Source organism: Catenulispora sp. GAS73, assembly GCF_041262085.1.
Taxonomy (GTDB): domain Bacteria; phylum Actinomycetota; class Actinomycetes; order Streptomycetales; family Catenulisporaceae; genus Catenulispora.
On record NZ_JBGCCM010000016.1, the window covers coordinates 161,340 to 176,773 of the forward strand.

General features: G+C 67.8%; 11 protein-coding genes, 2 tRNA genes and 2 pseudogenes. 7 read left to right on the top strand and 8 right to left on the bottom strand.

Going from position 1 to position 15,434, the window contains the following annotated elements; translation table 11 throughout:
- Positions 1 to 63: 63 nt before the first annotated feature.
- Together ABH935_RS24465 and ABH935_RS24470 are read right to left on the bottom strand one after the other, a co-directional pair.
- Positions 64 to 3,111: a tetratricopeptide repeat protein gene (locus tag ABH935_RS24465; RefSeq protein ID WP_370380249.1), complete on the bottom strand. Its 3,048-nt coding sequence runs from the start codon at positions 3,109 to 3,111 to the stop codon at positions 64 to 66.
- A 180-nt stretch (positions 3,112 to 3,291) separates the two neighbouring features.
- Positions 3,292 to 3,744 carry a hypothetical protein gene (locus ABH935_RS24470; RefSeq protein WP_370380250.1) on the bottom strand — a complete coding sequence of 151 codons (453 nt, stop codon included), beginning with the start codon at positions 3,742 to 3,744 and terminating at the stop codon, positions 3,292 to 3,294.
- 162 nt (positions 3,745 to 3,906) lie between these two features.
- On the opposite strand from ABH935_RS24470, the gene ABH935_RS24475 reads away from it, so the two are divergent.
- From ABH935_RS24475 to ABH935_RS24485, 3 genes and pseudogenes are all read left to right on the top strand, one after another.
- Positions 3,907 to 8,337: a S8 family serine peptidase gene (locus ABH935_RS24475; protein ID WP_370380251.1), complete on the top strand. Its 4,431-nt coding sequence runs from the start codon at positions 3,907 to 3,909 to the stop codon at positions 8,335 to 8,337.
- 308 nt (positions 8,338 to 8,645) lie between these two features.
- Positions 8,646 to 8,768 (top strand): annotated as a pseudogene (locus ABH935_RS24480) (helix-turn-helix domain-containing protein); the annotation flags it as partial.
- 296 nt (positions 8,769 to 9,064) lie between these two features.
- On the top strand, positions 9,065 to 9,511 hold the full coding sequence (locus ABH935_RS24485) for a hypothetical protein (RefSeq protein WP_370380325.1): 447 nt from the start codon (positions 9,065 to 9,067) through the stop codon (positions 9,509 to 9,511).
- Positions 9,512 to 9,593: 82 nt separating this feature from the next.
- Here ABH935_RS24485 and ABH935_RS24490 read toward each other — a convergent pair whose 3' ends face one another.
- The gene (locus tag ABH935_RS24490) at positions 9,594 to 10,271 is read right to left on the bottom strand and encodes a DUF4352 domain-containing protein (RefSeq protein WP_370380252.1); all 678 of its coding nucleotides are present in this window, start codon (positions 10,269 to 10,271) and stop codon (positions 9,594 to 9,596) included.
- A gap of 760 nt (positions 10,272 to 11,031) precedes the next feature.
- On the opposite strand from ABH935_RS24490, the gene ABH935_RS24495 reads away from it, so the two are divergent.
- Together ABH935_RS24495 and ABH935_RS24500 are read left to right on the top strand one after the other, a co-directional pair.
- On the top strand, positions 11,032 to 11,343 hold the full coding sequence (locus ABH935_RS24495; RefSeq protein ID WP_370380253.1) for a hypothetical protein: 312 nt from the start codon (positions 11,032 to 11,034) through the stop codon (positions 11,341 to 11,343).
- Between the two features lie 207 nt (positions 11,344 to 11,550).
- Entirely contained in the window at positions 11,551 to 11,967 is a 417-nt protein-coding gene (locus ABH935_RS24500; protein WP_370380254.1) for a hypothetical protein, read from the top strand.
- Positions 11,968 to 12,114: 147 nt separating this feature from the next.
- Here ABH935_RS24500 and ABH935_RS24505 read toward each other — a convergent pair.
- Positions 12,115 to 12,188, bottom strand: a tRNA-Ile gene (locus ABH935_RS24505).
- A 150-nt stretch (positions 12,189 to 12,338) separates the two neighbouring features.
- Positions 12,339 to 12,411: transfer RNA gene (locus tag ABH935_RS24510), tRNA-Asn, on the bottom strand.
- A gap of 194 nt (positions 12,412 to 12,605) precedes the next feature.
- Between ABH935_RS24510 and ABH935_RS24515 the strand changes: the two genes are divergently transcribed.
- Both ABH935_RS24515 and ABH935_RS24520 read left to right on the top strand, forming a co-directional pair.
- Positions 12,606 to 12,899 (top strand): YtxH domain-containing protein, encoded by a 294-nt coding sequence (locus ABH935_RS24515; protein ID WP_370380255.1) that lies wholly within the window; start codon positions 12,606 to 12,608, stop codon positions 12,897 to 12,899.
- Positions 12,900 to 13,145: 246 nt separating this feature from the next.
- Positions 13,146 to 13,229 (top strand): annotated as a pseudogene (locus tag ABH935_RS24520) (oxidoreductase); the annotation flags it as partial.
- A 106-nt stretch (positions 13,230 to 13,335) separates the two neighbouring features.
- Here ABH935_RS24520 and ABH935_RS24525 read toward each other — a convergent pair.
- The 3 genes from ABH935_RS24525 to ABH935_RS24535 all read right to left on the bottom strand — a co-directional run bounded on the left by ABH935_RS24525 (position 13,336) and on the right by ABH935_RS24535 (position 15,406).
- Complete coding sequence (locus ABH935_RS24525; RefSeq protein ID WP_370380256.1) at positions 13,336 to 13,791, bottom strand: SAM-dependent methyltransferase; 456 nt, start codon at positions 13,789 to 13,791, stop codon at positions 13,336 to 13,338.
- 107 nt (positions 13,792 to 13,898) lie between these two features.
- The gene (locus tag ABH935_RS24530) at positions 13,899 to 14,588 is read right to left on the bottom strand and encodes a DUF4352 domain-containing protein (protein WP_370380257.1); all 690 of its coding nucleotides are present in this window, start codon (positions 14,586 to 14,588) and stop codon (positions 13,899 to 13,901) included.
- Between the two features lie 92 nt (positions 14,589 to 14,680).
- On the bottom strand, positions 14,681 to 15,406 hold the full coding sequence (locus ABH935_RS24535) for a GNAT family N-acetyltransferase (protein ID WP_370380258.1): 726 nt from the start codon (positions 15,404 to 15,406) through the stop codon (positions 14,681 to 14,683).
- Between the last annotated feature and the right edge of the window lie 28 nt (positions 15,407 to 15,434).

A 15,434-nucleotide genomic window follows, 5' to 3' on the forward strand; every position in this document is an offset into this window, starting at 1 on the left:
CGGCGGCTGCGGGAGCCGTCGGAGCCGGGGCCGCCGCGCCGGGCGGGGAGGTGCGGCGGCCCCCTATCGCTCCCCTACTCGCAAGCGCGCCAACGCTTCCCGCGTAGCGACCACCGACTCATGCGTCTCGTCGCCCAGCGCGGTGAGCTGGTCGGCGAGGACAGACCGCAACAGTTCGGCGGCTTGTTCGGGCCGGCTGGCGAGCTCAAGTACGAGGGCGAGTTCGTATCGCCGGTTGAGCGTGTCGGTGTGCATCGGGCCGAACAGTCGGCGCATGCCCTCGATCACTTCCTCCAACTCGGCCGCCGCGCCCGCGAAGTCGCCGAGGTCGGTGAGGACGCGGCTCAGCCCGTGGCGGGTGGCCGCTGTGTCGCGGTGGTAGGGGCCGTGTGACTTGATTCGGTCGGTGAGTAGTCCCTGGAGGGCAGCGGCGGCGGTGGTCAGGTCGCCGGCCTCCCGTTGACGCATGGCGGTGTTGAGCCTCAGGACTGACACGTCCCGGTGGCCCGCGCCCAGCGCCAGGCGCATGTCGTCGAGCACCTGCTGCATCTCCCGGGCCGACAGTGCGATGTCCGGTCGGAACAGTGCCAGCTGGCCGCGCAGCTCGAAGGTTTCCGGATGATCCGCGCCCAGTTGCCTGACGGCCTGTGCCACGAGGTCTTCCAGCTCGCCGATCGCGGTGCTGGTGTCTCCGGTCTTAGAACGCCAGAAGACGAGCTGGGCGCGCGTGCCGGCGATCGCCCGATCCTCCGGGTCGAGGACACGCCGCTGGTCCTCCAACACGATGCCGAGCTCTGCGACGGCCTTCGCCGGGAACCCGGCCTGGCCCCATTGGTAGCCGAGGTTTCGCCGCACACTGATGGACATGGGATGGTCCCGTCCGAGCGCCGCGGCGGTGTCCGAGGCGAGCGACGCGAGGCTGGTGATCGCCTCCTGGGCCTCGCCGGCGTCGCCCAGCCACACAGCGAGCTGGTTGCGCAGGGCCAGGGTGTCCGGGTGTTCCCGACCGAAGAAGTCGACCGCCTGCGAGGTCAGCCGGCGGCACAGCCGGATCGCCTCGCTGAGCTGGACCGTGTGGCCGAGGCTGTCGATCGTGCGCATCATCACCGGATGGATGCCACGGGCCGGGTCCCAGATCGCAGCCGGCCAGTTGTCCTGCAACGCCATCGCGTTGGCGCGCAGGAGCTGGCCCTCCTCGACGTCGGCCGCGGGCCAGATCTCCAGGATCGCGTGCGCCGAGGCCCGCGCGACGTCCGTCGACTTCTCCGGCCCGAGCACCTCGCGGACGGCCCGCTGCACGAGTGCGTGCACGCGGATCATCCCCTCGGTGTGGGTGATGAGATGGAACCGGTGCAACCCGCGCAGCCCGTCGCGGATCTCCGCCGGGTCGGGTCTGCGGCCCAGCCGTTCGGCGAGGTAGTCCTGCGATGTCGGCGCGGCGAACACGCCTTCGGGGATGCCGTTGGGGTTCAGTGAGCTGACCATCTCCAGCAACGGTTGCGCGAGGCCGACCGGGGGCAGCCGATCGGCGGCCTGGATCGAGATGAACCAGGTCGTCGCCACCGTGTGGGAGTTCCCGTCATACAGGGCACCCTGCGACGGGAACAGGTCCGTGAGCCTGCGTTTGCGGTCAGCGAACCGGGCGCGGTAGTCGCTGCACGGCAGATCGAGGTCGATCATGTAGGCGGCGGCATGGCTGAGCGCCAGCGGCAGCGCGCCCAGGTCAGCCACGACGCCGAGCACGTCGTCGGCGAGGTACGGGACGTGTTCGAGCTTGCGTCGCATGTACGCCACGGCTTCAGCCTCGCTGAACACCGAGACCTCGACGAGATTGCGCCCCGCGAGCAGATCCGCGTCCCGCCGACGGGTGGTGACGACGGTGCGCCCGTTGGGTCGGGTGGGCGGCCACAGGTCGCGGATGTCCGCCGGGCCGGCCAGGTCGTCGAGCACCACCATCCAGCGCAGATCGGTGTTGGCCAGGAAGGACAGCAGCCGGGCGGCCGTGCGTTCAGGCGCCTCGTCGTTCGGGCCGAGCGCAAGCGCCGACCCGGCGAGCACATAGTCCGAGACGACGGAGTCACGGCTGGTCGCCGGCACCCACAGCATCAGGTCCAGGGCGCCGGCCGCCAGGAGCTGTCGGGCGAACTCTGCGGCGAGCTGCGTCTTGCCCACCCCGCCGAGACCGGCGACCACTTGGGTCAGCACAGTTGTCTGCCCTGGCCCGGCCGCCGCGTGCAGTACTTCGGAGGTTGCCCGGTCTTGGAAATTGTCGGCACGCGGCGGCAGCTTGCCGATCCGCAATGGACCACTCGGCGTCCGGCCGGAGGCGGGGCCACCGCCGACTCGCGCACCCTGCGCGCGGCCGGGTACAGCCAGATCGCCACGCAGGATGCCGAGCTGCACCTGCGTGAGCTCCGTCCCGATCTCCAGGCCGTCTTCCTTCACGATCTGCTGGTAGGCCCGCCGATGCAGGTCCAGCGCGTCCTTGGGCCGCCCGGTGAAGTACAACGCGCGCATGAGCGCGGCGACCAGACGCTGATCGTGCAGGTTGTCATCGGCGAGGCCGCGCAGCGGCTCGACGGTGACGTCAGGGTCTCCCGCGTCGATCTCCGCCCGCGCCCAGGCGGTGAGGATGTCGCGGTACCTGTTCTGCCAGCGCAGCCGCACGCCGTCGGCCCATCGCGACTCCAGCCCGGCCAGCGGTGTCCCTTGGGCCAGTTGCCGGGCCTCCCGCAGCAGCCGCAGTACGCTGCCCGGTTCGGACTCGGCACGTGCCTGCGATATCAGCCCCTCGACGCGCGAGAGGTCCACGTGGGATGCGTCGAAGTCCAGCACGTACCCCCTGGCGCGGCTGAGAATCTGCACCGGGCGGGAATCGATATGTTGCTTGAGGAGCGCACGCAGTGAGCTGATATGCGCGTGCAGACTCCTCTGCGCCCGCTCGGGCTGCTCGTGATCGTTCCATACCCGGCGCTTCAACTCCTCGGTGGAGACAGGCATGCCGGCGTCGATCGCGAGTGCCGCCAGCACGAGGCAGCGCTGAGGCGGCCCGACCTCGACGACTTCGCCGGGTATCAGAATCCGTATACGGCCCAGGAGACGGATATCCATATGCTGAGCGTAGGGCGACGATATTCCGTCAACAATCCGCTACTGACGTTGAAAGGCTGACTTTCACGATGATGTCGGGTTGACCCGGGGGTAGTGGTGAACGCTGGAGAACCGCATCCGCGTAACGTCTTCGAGCCCGGCCTCCTCAGCGGTCGGCCCGAAAGCGGCTCGGCGCGGTGATCAGGCCGGATTGTCCATGATGGCGAAGTCCACAAAGTCGACGCGCCGGTCGTGCCGGAGCGCGCGGAGCTGTTCGGTGGTGAGTGTCGCGGTGAGCCAGATGCCGGTGACGGTCACGTTCGACGGATCGAGGCCGATCGCGTTCGCCACGTCGTGCGGATCGCAGTCGGCCGTCTTGGCGACGTAGCGGCCGGGTGCCTGTGGATCGGGGGCGATGCCGATGAACGGGGCGAGCCGGTCGGGGTCGGGTTCGAGTCGCTCGACCGTGGGATGCCGCGCTGCCGTCGCACGCTGGGTCCGGGTCAGTGACGCGGTGAATCCGATCGAGCCGGTCCTCAGGATGCGGGAGTCGTCCAGGCGCAGGTCGGCCATCAGTTCTGGAGGCACCTGCCTGTCGAAGGACCTGTGCTGAAGGACGACGAGCGTCTCGCGAAGGTCGGGCTCATCGGTCATGGACTCCTCCGCGATGTCGGGTGTCGGGGTCGGGTGATGACTCCCGGACGGTGAGCGGTACTTACTGTCATGGATATCACTGTGCTTCAATGGGCCTCGTTCGACGGGGCGCTGTTGCGCACGGCTTCGGCCAGCTGATCAACCAGTGTTGCGGGGGTAGTCGTGTCACGAGTCGGATTTCCGCGTGTCGTTTTCTTCATCGCGCTCATATTCGGGCTGACGGTCGGTGTCGTCAGTCCGTCCCCGGCCTTCGCGGGTGCCCCTACCGCGGCCGCGACGGGAACGATTCTCGACCAAGGAGCCGCGGACGCCGTTCCCGGTCAGTACATCGTCGCCCTGCAGGCGTCAGCCATCACCGGCACGGCGACCGTCGCGTCGGTGGCCCAGAGCCTGACGGCGTCCTACGGCGGCACCGTGGGCGACGTGCTCGACGGGTTCCAGATGTTCGTGCTGAACTCGACCGACGCGATCGCGAGCGCCATCGCCGGCGACAGCCGTGTCTCCTACGTCGACCAGGACCAGTACGACCAGGCCGCTGCCACGCCGTCCGTGCCGCCGGTGCAGGACAATCCCGGTTGGGCTCTGGCTCGGATCAACCAGCGCGTGGCGAATCTGGGGAGCGACACTCAGTACGCCTCCGGCTCGTCGGCCGGTGTCTCGATCTACGTGGTGGACTCGGGCGTCAACACCCTGCACCCTGATATGGCCGGTCGCGCGACCAACGTGTTCGACGCCACGACCAACACGTCGGCGAACCTCCCGGCGAACAACGACTGCGCGGTCGATCCCGGACACGGCACGTCGGTGGCCGCCGCCGCTGCGGGCACGACCTACGGGGCGGCCAAGCAGGCTCTGATCAAGTCGGTGAAGGTCTTCACCTGTGATTCCACGGGCCAACCGGTGCAAGGCCCGGGTGCGGTCACCGATGACGGATTGAACTGGATTCTGAACAACGCCCCGATCCACTCGGTGGTGAACCTGAGCCTGGGAAACCCCGGCTTGAACGCCTCCCGGGCCGCAATCGTCAACCAGTTGACGACGAAGGGTTTCACGGTGGTGATGGCCGCCGGCAACCAGGGCATCAACGCCTGCGACGCGACCCCGGGCAGCAAGACCAAGGGCGGGGCCGCTTTGAACGCGATCGTCGTGGGGGCGACGGGCCTGGACAAGACCACGAACCCGCCGACGGACATCATGTGGTCACTGTCGAACTACGGGCCCTGTGTGACGTTGTTCGCGCCCGGGCAGAGCGTCCCCACGGCCTTCAGCCAGAGCACTGGCACGCGGACGGCCTTCGGGACATCCATCGCCTCGGGGTATGTCTCCGGCGCGGCCGCGATCGTGCTGGCCGCGAACCCCTCGTTCTATCAGGAAGACGTCCAGAACGCGCTCCTGAACGACGCCACCACACCGGCCACCAACGGCGTCTCCACGCTGATCACCGGTGCCGCGACGAGCAACCCGCCCTCACCTGACAAGCTGCTCTACGTCCCCCCGCCGCCGTCGCCGTATCAGGCGACAGTGAACGGGCCGGCTGTGTCACAGGCGGTGGGATCCTCCGCCCCCACTTACGACTTCTCATTCGCCGGTACCGCGGGGCAGGTAGTCGAGGTCAACGGAACCGCCGGGGCGTTCAACACCGGCGTCACCCTCGTCGACCCGATGGGAACCCAACTGGGCTCCGGCAGCGCCGCCAGCTACGAATCGGGGCAGGCGGAAAACTGGATCAGCCCTGTCGATCTGCCACTGACGGGCACCTACTCCATCCATGTCACCCCCACCGCGGGTGCGTCGGGCACCGTGTCCGTCCAGGTGCTGACCGCCGTGGCCGTCACGGCGACGGTGAACGGCGCGGCGGTGTCGGCGACGATTCCGACGGCGACTCCCGGTCGCCAGGTGGTGGCCACGTTCTCCGGCACGGTCGGGCAGACCGTCCTCGTGAATGGGACTGCCGGCGGTTACAACGCCGCGGTTTCGTTGGTGGATTCGCACGGTGCGCAGATGGCCACCGGCCAGCACTGGTCGTATAACTCGGGGACCGCGGAGCAGTGGATCTCCCCGATCAACCTCCCGTATACGGGTACGTATACGCTTCTCATCTCTCCCGATGCGAAGGCCACCGGTTCGGTGAGCCTCCAGGTTCTCGCCAGCGGTTCGGCGGTCGTGGCGACTGTGGGCGGTGCGGCGGTGTCGACGACGATTCCGGCGACGACTCCCGGCCAGCGGCTGACGGTGACATTCGCCGGCACCGTGGGACAGACCGTGTACGTGAACGGAACCTCGGGGGCCTTCAACGCCGCGATCTCGTTGGCGGATCCGCATGGCGCGCAGATAGCCACGGGACAGCACTGGTCGTATAACTCGGGGACCGCGGAGCAGTGGATCTCCCCGATCAACCTCCCTTACACGGGTACTTACACGATCTACGTCAGCCCCACCGCGGGCGCGACCGGTGCGGTCGGCTTGCAGGTCCTGAAGTATGCGACTGCTTCAGCAACCGTCGGCGGTGCCGCGGCGTCGGCGACGATCCCGGCGGCGTCTCCCGGTCAGCGGCTGGCGGTGACGTTCGCCGGCACGGCGGGACAGACGATCTACGTGAACGGGACCGCCGGCGGTTACAACGCTGCGGTTTCGTTGGTGGATCCGCGTGGTGGGCAGATGGCCACCGGCCAGCACTGGTCGTACGACCCGGGCATCGCGGAGCAGTGGATCTCCCCGGTCAACCTGCCGTACACGGGTACATACACGCTCTACATCAGCCCCGACGCAAGCGCGACCGGCACGGTCAGCCTCCAGGTCATCGGCAGCTACGTCACGGCGAGCGCCGGAGTCAACGGCCTGCCCGTGGCCCTGACCATCCCGACTTCGACCCCGGGCAAGATCATGGCCGTCACGCTCTCCGGGACCGCCGGAAGCACGATCAGCGTCGAGGGCATCACGGGCGCGGTGGGCGGCTCGCTCTCGATGTACGACCCGCAGGGCGCCCTGGCGGCCACCGGCACGGCGATACCGCTCTACCCCTGCCCCGGGGACGAGGTGCCTGGGACGTGCCCGCAAGTGCTGATCGCGCCGGTCACGATCCCGCTCACTGGGACGTACACAATCCTGTTCACGCCGGCCGCGATAGACGTCGGCACCGTCACTCTCACGGTGACGGGCGTCAGCGGCACCACCTCCGCCCCGACGATCATCAAGGCGAGCGCGGCCGTCGACGGTGCGGCCGTGCCGGTCACGGTCCCAACCGCGGCGGCCAACCAGCGGGTGGCGCTGACGTTCTCCGGAACTGCCGGTCAGGCCGTGTACCTGAACAGTAACTGCGGGAGTTCTTGCGGCAGCTTGAACACGACGTACTCGTACGTGTCGCTGATCGGGCCGACGGGACAACTGGTGGTCCCGAGCGGCGGCGGTCTGGACCCGGGCACGGGTTTGACCCTGCTCGATCCGACCGGGCTGCCGGCCACGGGCACCTACACGCTCTACATCACGCTCGCCTCGACTCTGAGCGGAACGCTCGACCTCCAGCTGCTCAGCAAGCCGGTTGCCGTTTCGGCGACGGTGGGTGGTGCGGTGGTGCCGGTGACGGTTGCCTCGACTGCTGTGGGTCAGCGGGTGGCGGTGACGTTTTCCGGGACTGCCGGTCAGGCCGTCTATGTCAACAGCAACTGCAGCGGGAGTTCGTGTAGCAGTTTGAATACGACGTACTCGTATGTGTCGCTGGTTGGCCCGTCGGGTCAGGTCGTGGTCCCCAGTGGAGCCGGTCTGGATGTCGGTGGTCCGACGACGTTGCTGGCGCCGACCGGGTTGCCGGCTACGGGTACGTACACCCTGTACGTCGCAACCCCGCCGAACCTCTACGGCACGATGAACCTTCAGGTGCTGAGTCAGCCGGTTGCTGCTTCGGCGACGGTGGGTGGTGCGGTGGTGCCGGTGACGGTTCCGTCGACTGCTGTGGGTCAGCGGGTGGCGGTGACGTTTTCCGGGACTGCGGGTCAGGCCGTGTATGTGAACAGTAACTGCAGTGGGAGTTCGTGTAGCAGCTTGAACACGACGTACTCGTACGTGTCGCTGGTCGGCCCGTCGGGTCAGGTCGTGGTGCCCAGTGGAGGCGGTCTGGATGTCGGTGGTCCGACGACGTTGCTGGCGCCGACCGGGTTGCCGGCTACGGGTACGTACACCCTGTATGTCACGACCCCGCCGAACCTCTACGGCACGATGAACCTTCAGGTGCTGAGTCAGCCGGTTGCCGTTTCGGCGACGGTGGGTGGTGCGGTGGTGCCGGTGACGGTTGCCTCGACTGCTGTGGGTCAGCGGGTGGCGGTGACGTTCTCTGGGACTGCGGGTCAGGCCGTGTATGTGAACAGCAACTGCAGCGGGAGTTCGTGTAGCAGTTTGAATACGACGTACTCGTATGTGTCGCTGGTCGGCCCGTCGGGTCAGGTCGTGGTGCCCAGTGGAGCCGGTCTGGACGTCGGCGGTCCGACGACGTTGCTGGCACCGACCGGGTTGCCGGCTACCGGTACGTACACCCTGTATGTCACGACTCCGCCGAACCTCTACGGCACGATGAACCTCCAGGCCTATTCCTACTCGTAGGAGTAGGCGTGAGACAAGCGTGGTGATGCCAGTGCCCTGACCAGCCAGCCGCTTCAGGATGGACTGATCTCACTGTTCTGATCACCGTCCAGCGGCGAACCTCGGTGGCGCCTCCCAGCGCCTTCCAACGGATCGGCCTATGGGTAGGTCTCGTAATCCCAGGTAAAGCCTGTCCTGGCGACTGCGGTGGCGTTGGTGGAGACTCGAATCGCCGCACGATCGGAAGGGAGGCGGTGATGGAGGGTCAGAACGCACTCGGCGATTTCTTGCGCTCGCGCCGTGACCGGCTACGCCCGCAGGACGTAGGCATGGCGACTGGCGGTCGCCGCCGCACTCCGGGCCTCCGCCGAGAAGAGGTCGCGCTCCTGGCGGCTCTCTCCACCGACTACTACTCCCGCTTGGAGCAGGGGCGGGTGAAGACCCCATCCGAGGCGGCTCTGGCGAGCCTGGCCCGCGCGATGCGCCTGAGCAGGGATGAACAGCACCACTTGTTCCGCCTCGCCGGTCAGCGCCCGCCACAGCCGTACTCCCGCAGGGCCTCGCGCCCGGACCGCGCCCTGCGCAAGATAGCCAAACACGGTGGCGAGGTTGTGCTGATCGACGGCACCGGCGATCCCCACCCGCCGCCGTACAGGGAAGGCGAACAGACCGAACTACTCGGGCAAGCACCCCCGCCACGCCCCTACACTTCCTCGCCCTCACTGACGAGAGGGGACGGCTCATCTGGATCTCCGCCGCCAGGCCCGGCCGCACCCACGACACTACTGCCGCCTGCCACGACTACATCGTCGCCGCCGGCGTCGGCGCCCCAGCAGCCCTCGGGTTCCTCGGCGTGGACAAGCCGACCGACCTCGACGACCTGGTCATCGTCACCGGCTACAAGGTCACCCGCTACCGCAGACTCACCACCGGCCAGAAGACCGCCAACAAGGTCATCGCCGCCGGACGCGCCCCCGTCGAGCACGGCTTTGCCCACCTCGTTAGTCCCCTGGCGTCGGCGGCGGCGCCGAACAGCAAGCGGGCCGGGACGGCCAGGCGGTGGTGGGTGAAACGGGCGAGTTGCCAACGGAGCAGCGACTCCAGGGCCCGCAACCGGCTGGCGGGGTCGTCCGGCCGCGCGGCCCGCGCGACGACGCCGCGCAGGTCGAGCAGGACCGGATCGACTGACGCGTAGTCGGACAGCGGTAGCCCGCCACGCAGCAGATCACGCAGGACCGCTCCCGAGGCCCACGGCCAGGAGTTCGAACTTCCGCGACTCAGATGGGAAGCGGGACCACGCCGGGAGCAGGGCCGACTGCGAACTCGCTCACGACGGCGTCGAGTCCGTGGGCGTTGGCGGGGACCATGAAGACGACATCGCCCGCGCAGGACGCGCCGGGGGCGAGTTGGCAGTCGGGGAGGTGCAGACCCTGGGCGCCGGGGCCGTCGCTGACGTACTTCATGCCCGAGGAGTCGGTGATCGACAGTTCCATGTGGGAGAAGTTGTCGGTCTTGGTGCTGACGTTCTTCACCTGGATCGAGACGCGGAGGTAGGCCTGGCCGGCCCACGGCTTGTAGGTCGTGCTTTTCGTCGGGTAAGGGAACTGGACGGACTGGATTGTGACGAGCCAGGAGGCGTAGGTCGTGGTCTTGCCGACGGCGTAGGTCTTGGCGGGGGCCGCTGACGTCGCGGTGGTCGCGGTGGTCGCGGTCGTGCTCGCGGCTCGCGATGGTGCGGTGTGCGACGACGCTGCGGACGTGGATGCGGGTGAGGATGTCTGGGATTCGGACGTTGCCGTCCCACCCGGCGTTGCGGAATCGGAAGCCGCAGAGCTCGTCGCGGGCTGCGTGGCCGAGACCGAGGTGGTTGTGCCCGGATCCGGACGGCTGGCCGCGGTTCCAGAGCTGGAACAGCTGGCGACCATACCGACCATCGCGACGCTGAACGCCAGCATTTGTGCCCGTTTTAATGCGCCTGCCACCGAACGCGAACCTTGCCCTGCCATGATCCCACCCCATCGCCTGTCAGCTGTCATCGGTCATCCGAAGGCTGTAGGTAACCAGATCACGGGGGAGGGGTCCAAGCGGCGATCGTGATCCGTTGAGCGGTCATTGAGGCGGTCGTCCCACCGAGGTTCCGCGACCGTGACCATCACGGACGTCCCCCTCGGCGAGAGAGCTGAGCCGTTCTTCGGCGGGAGTCAGGCGGCTTGGGCGGTCGCCTCAGTATTCTTCGCGCGCCAGCCACCGCTGAATGGTCCGCGCGCTTACGCCGTACCGACTGGCCAGCTCGGCCGTGTCAGGCCTCGCGGATCCTGCGTCGTCGAGCTCGGCCAGGTAGGCGACCAACGAGGCTGCCTGTTTGTTCGCCTTGTTTGCCGCCGGCGCTGGCGTTAAGGCACCCGGCAAGCGTGGCAAACCGGCTGGCGCGAAGGACCTCACGCCAAGAAAGTAGCGAGGACGGCCTGGTCCGTGAACACGTCGACCGATACGCCCACCACGGCCGCAGCCTCGAAGTCGTCGCAACGGCGAGGCCTTCGCGTTCGTCACCGGCTTGCCGCTGTCCCACCCCAAGACGGTTGAGGCGCGGACCGAGCCTGCCATGCAGCAACGAAGCGCTTTCGACCTGGCTACCGCCTTCGTGGACCGCAAACGGCACGAAGCTGCGGGCGGCTTTTGAGGAACTGGCAGTTCGCCGTCACTCAGCGAAAGGCGATGCCGGCAGATGTCGCCGTGATCGTCGAGTGGGTGAGTGGACGTACTCGGCCCGTTGCCGACCTGGAAGACGCAAACACCTTCGAAGACATTTTCTCGAAGGTTGTTCGCAAGCTCGATGGTAAGCCGATGGCGGAGTCGTCCTACAAGCACTATCGGGCGATCATGAACAACTTCCTCGCCTACTGCGTCCGCTTCAAGCAGTTGGAGGTCAACCCGCTGGCGGCAATGGAGATCCCCGACACCAAAGCGAGCCGCCGACCAAGGCGATCATCCCAGTCGACAGGAGGCGCCTCACAGGCCAGGCGGTAGCCGAAGCACCTCTGGTCGCCGTGGGTGGCACCAGTCGCAACGGCCGGGTGCTGGAACTGGCGATGGAGGTGATGTACCGGCAGGCGGGGATGGGACGAACTTGTCCTCTATGAGGCGGCTCCCGAAACTGCCGAGCGCTGGACTGACGACGGCACGCGCAGCCAGCGTCGCGGGTTGAAGGGCAGGGCCTGCAGCGAGAGTCGTCGAGTGCCCGTGCACCCGGTTCTTGAGCAGAAGCTCTCCGCCTACATTGTCGAGAAGGAGCTCAAGCCGGGGACCCGCATGTTCAGTGGGCAGCGGGGCGGCGAACTCGCCTACTCCGTGCTCGACAAGGTCCTCAAGAGAGCGCGGCAGGCGGTTCTCAGCGAGGAGCAAGTCGCCTCGGCGCTGGCCAAGACGCTGTATGACTGGCGCCACCTGTGCCTGACCAACTGGCTCAACCGTGGCATCCCGCCGGCGAACGTCGCCCAATGGGTCGGCAACTCTGTGCCGGTACTGTTCGCAACCTACGTGAACGTCATCGACAACGAGGCGGTGCTGCGCGGCCTGCTCGACCGGATGTACGACCTGCCGGTCGGCGCGGATGCCCTACGGGACCTGAGCGGAGATCAAGATGACTGTTGACCTGGGAGGCCGTTCAAGATCTTTTGTCGCGTATTTGCTGCGGCCAGCCGGACGAGTCTCGCTCAAAGTCAACCGCTTGAGTCGAGCAGAACGGCCCTGACCTGGTCATTCCCTGGTCAGGGCCGCAAATCTTCATTGAGTTAGGAGTGGGGCGTGAGGGACTCGAACCCACGACCAAGGGATTATGAGTCCCCTGCTCTAACCAGCTGAGCTAACGCCCCAAGTGTGAAGTGTTTCGCCGCTCACGACGATGCTGGGCATCTGCCCGGCGTCGTGGCGGATCAACCCTCCCCTGTGATCGACCCCCCTACTGACGGCAAACGTCTCCGGATCGCGTGGGCTGCCACGTGAGCGGAGACGTTCGTCGTGCGCTCCTGCAATAGGACTCGAACCTATAACCTGCCGGTTAACAGCCGGCTGCTCTGCCAATTGAGCTATGCAGGATCGTTCTGGTTCCGTCGGTCCTTGGCGCTTGTCGCGGTTCCGGTCCAGCGGTGCGTGACTAGGTTAGCGCATCCTGGGGGGAGATCCGCAATCCGCTTTGTCGGGCAGGTCGGGGCGGGTGTGGGAACTCTGGTGGGTCGCCCGTCCGTCGTAAGGTCCGTTCGTCGGATCGGGTCGGGGGTATTGGGGTTGCCATGAAGGCTGGGACGAAGATGACGTTGGCCGCCGGGCTCGGGGCCGGGTATGTGCTTGGCACGCGTGCCGGGCGCGAGCAGTACGAGAAGATGCGGGCGGCGGTGCGGAAGGTCGCCGACGCGCCGGCGGTGCGGCAGACCGCGAACGTGCTCCAGGTGCAGGCGTTCGAGATCACCCGGAACACCGCGTCCAAGGGGCGTGAGGCGGTCGGGCACGTGGTGGAGACGGTGCGGCATCGCGGGGACGGGGATGGGGACGGTGCTGACCCCGGTGCCGGGGATGACCTGCGGTAACGCGATTTAGGGGGCGTTGAGCGCGGCCGAGCGGGTGCAGGCTGACCTGATGCGGGCCGTGCGGCGATGGCGCATGGCCCGGGGCGGGGCCCGGGACTGTCTGCTGACTGGGGTCAGCCGACTGGCGAGTCGGGGCGTCGGGCCGCCGACCAGGGTCAGCCCGCAGTGCTTGACTCTCACACTGATGGCAAGGATCGATCCTTTCGTCACGGGCTCACACCGGGCCCGCGACGAAAGGAACCGATGATGAACGACCTGGCCGGAACCGTAGCCCTGGTGACCGGCGGCAGCCGCGGGATCGGCGCCGCGATCGCCCGCGAACTGCCCGCGCGGGATCACCGCCACCGTCGTCGACCCGGGGCCGATCGATACCGACATTAACCCGGCGGAAGGAAGACTCAGAAGGAGAACTCAGAGCGATCGTCAGAACCGAAGCTCAGTAGTACTCGCGCATCAGCTCGGTGGCCCACTCCGGCTGCGTCACGTCGCCGATCGGCCCGAACTCCGCCATGTACGGCTTCACGTCCAGCACCGGCGTCCCGTCCACCGCGTCGAGCCCGGCGACGTGCACCTCGCGCCCCTCGACCTTCACCAGCCGGCAGCGTGAGACCCCGATCCGGTTCGGCCGGTTCTTCCCGCGCTGCGCGAAGATCCCTACCAGCGGCCAGTCTGTGTTGTTCCGCGGATGACGGGCGCCGGTCTGCACCTTGTCGGGGTCCACCAGGTGGAACTGGTAGACGACCTCCACGTGCGAGAACGCGTCCAGCCCGGCCAGCGCCTCGGGCCCGAAGTGCTCGTCGAGTCGGATGACGGCCTGCTCGCCGCCCCAGTCGTCGTCACGGGGCTCGGTACGGCCGCCGACCACCTGGCCGATCGGAACGATGTTGCTCATGCGGCTCAGGATAGGCAAGTCCTGCGAGGAGGGCGGCCTCCGGGTCCGGCGGGGCACGCCTCGCCGAACCCGGCCGCCGTCACCTGCGCCGCGTCACTTGCCCGCCGTCACTTGGTCAACGAGATCGACGGCGGGTTCTGGCTGGCATGCCACATGTTCCCGTTGAAGATGAGCCGGAACGGCCCGCCGCTCTGCGGCAGGTCGAAGACCACCTCGCCGCGCGCCGTCTCGCCGGGCTTCACCTCGTGGTCCTGGAACAGCTTCCCCGCCGGGAGCGTGTCCCCGGGCACGACCGACGTCAGGTGCGAGGCGTTGGCGTTGTCCCGAAGGTCGAAGGCGCCGATGGTGTCGAACATCGACTGCGCTCCGCTGACGTTGGTGACCGAGAAGTCCATCATCAGCCAGCTCCGGGTGGCCGCGGGCGTGAACTGCGAGCCGGCCGGCGGGTTCCAGGGCATCGTGATGGAGTTGATCTTGAGCGTGAAGCCGCCTTCGGTGACGCTGTCGGTCAGCTTGTAGAGCTTGCCCGGCGTGCCGGCGGACGACGAGCTGTCCGACGCCGGCTGGTCGACCGACGAAGCGGAGTCCGCCGGTGAAGCCGATGACGAACTCGACACCGCGGACGGCGAATCAGAACCCGAAGTCGTGGAAATCGTCGGCGAACCGGTCACCCCCGAAGCCGCCGCCTGCCCAGCCGTCACCCCCTGCGAGGCGCAGCCCGCAGCGGCCAAAGACAACGCTCCCACCGCGAGCAGAGCGCGGACAGGCAGGCTGGAACGCCGAGAACGCAAAGACATTACTTCCCCCATGTCTGAAATCACCCCTGTGCGCGGCCCCTCCCGAGGACGCGCGCACGCAAGGTTAGCGGGCCGCAGCGCCTCTTGCCAGGTCAACCCCGGGGCGCGAGATGCAGCCACCACGTGATGCCCGCGCCGATCTGGCGGAAGCCGCAGGACTTGTACAGCAGCTTCCCCTCCGGCGTCGCGTTCAGGACCGCGTTGCGTGCCCCGGCATCCGCGGCAGCCGCGACCACCGCACGTAGCAGCCCACTGCCAAGCCCCCGCCGCTGGAACGCCGGCCACACCTCCATGTCGAACACGCCGGCCGTCTCACTCGCCGTCTCTGTGCTCATATGCGACCACGCACGACCCGCGAACCGGCCGCTCGGATGGTCGTAGGCGGCGGCGTACCACGTGTGCTGAGGACGCACGCGGGTCATCAGCAAGGTCTTCCCGTAGTCCGCGTACTCGCCGGTGTAATCCAGCGTGTCCTGTTGAAGCTCGACCCGCGGGTCGGCGGCAGCGCCGACGCCGGCCACCGCCGCCGTCATCCACCACGGCTCCCACCCGCGCTCGAACCCCGCAGCCGCCAACGCCGACGCGTCGACGTCCGCCCCCAGCCACGCCCCGATGATCCGCACGCCGGTCTCCCGGGCCCGCTCCACACCGCGCAGGACGGCGTCGGCCGGAAGCCGCTCCGGGAACATCAGACTCTGCTCGTCGCCCTCGCGGACCCAGGTCAACGGTCCATCGGTCCAGGTCTGGCCGCCGAGGACCTCGGCGCGACACGTGAACCAGCAGGTCTGAGCGGCTTCGCAGTCCTCGACGGTCGGCATGCGGCGACCGTAACAACCGCCGCGCGGC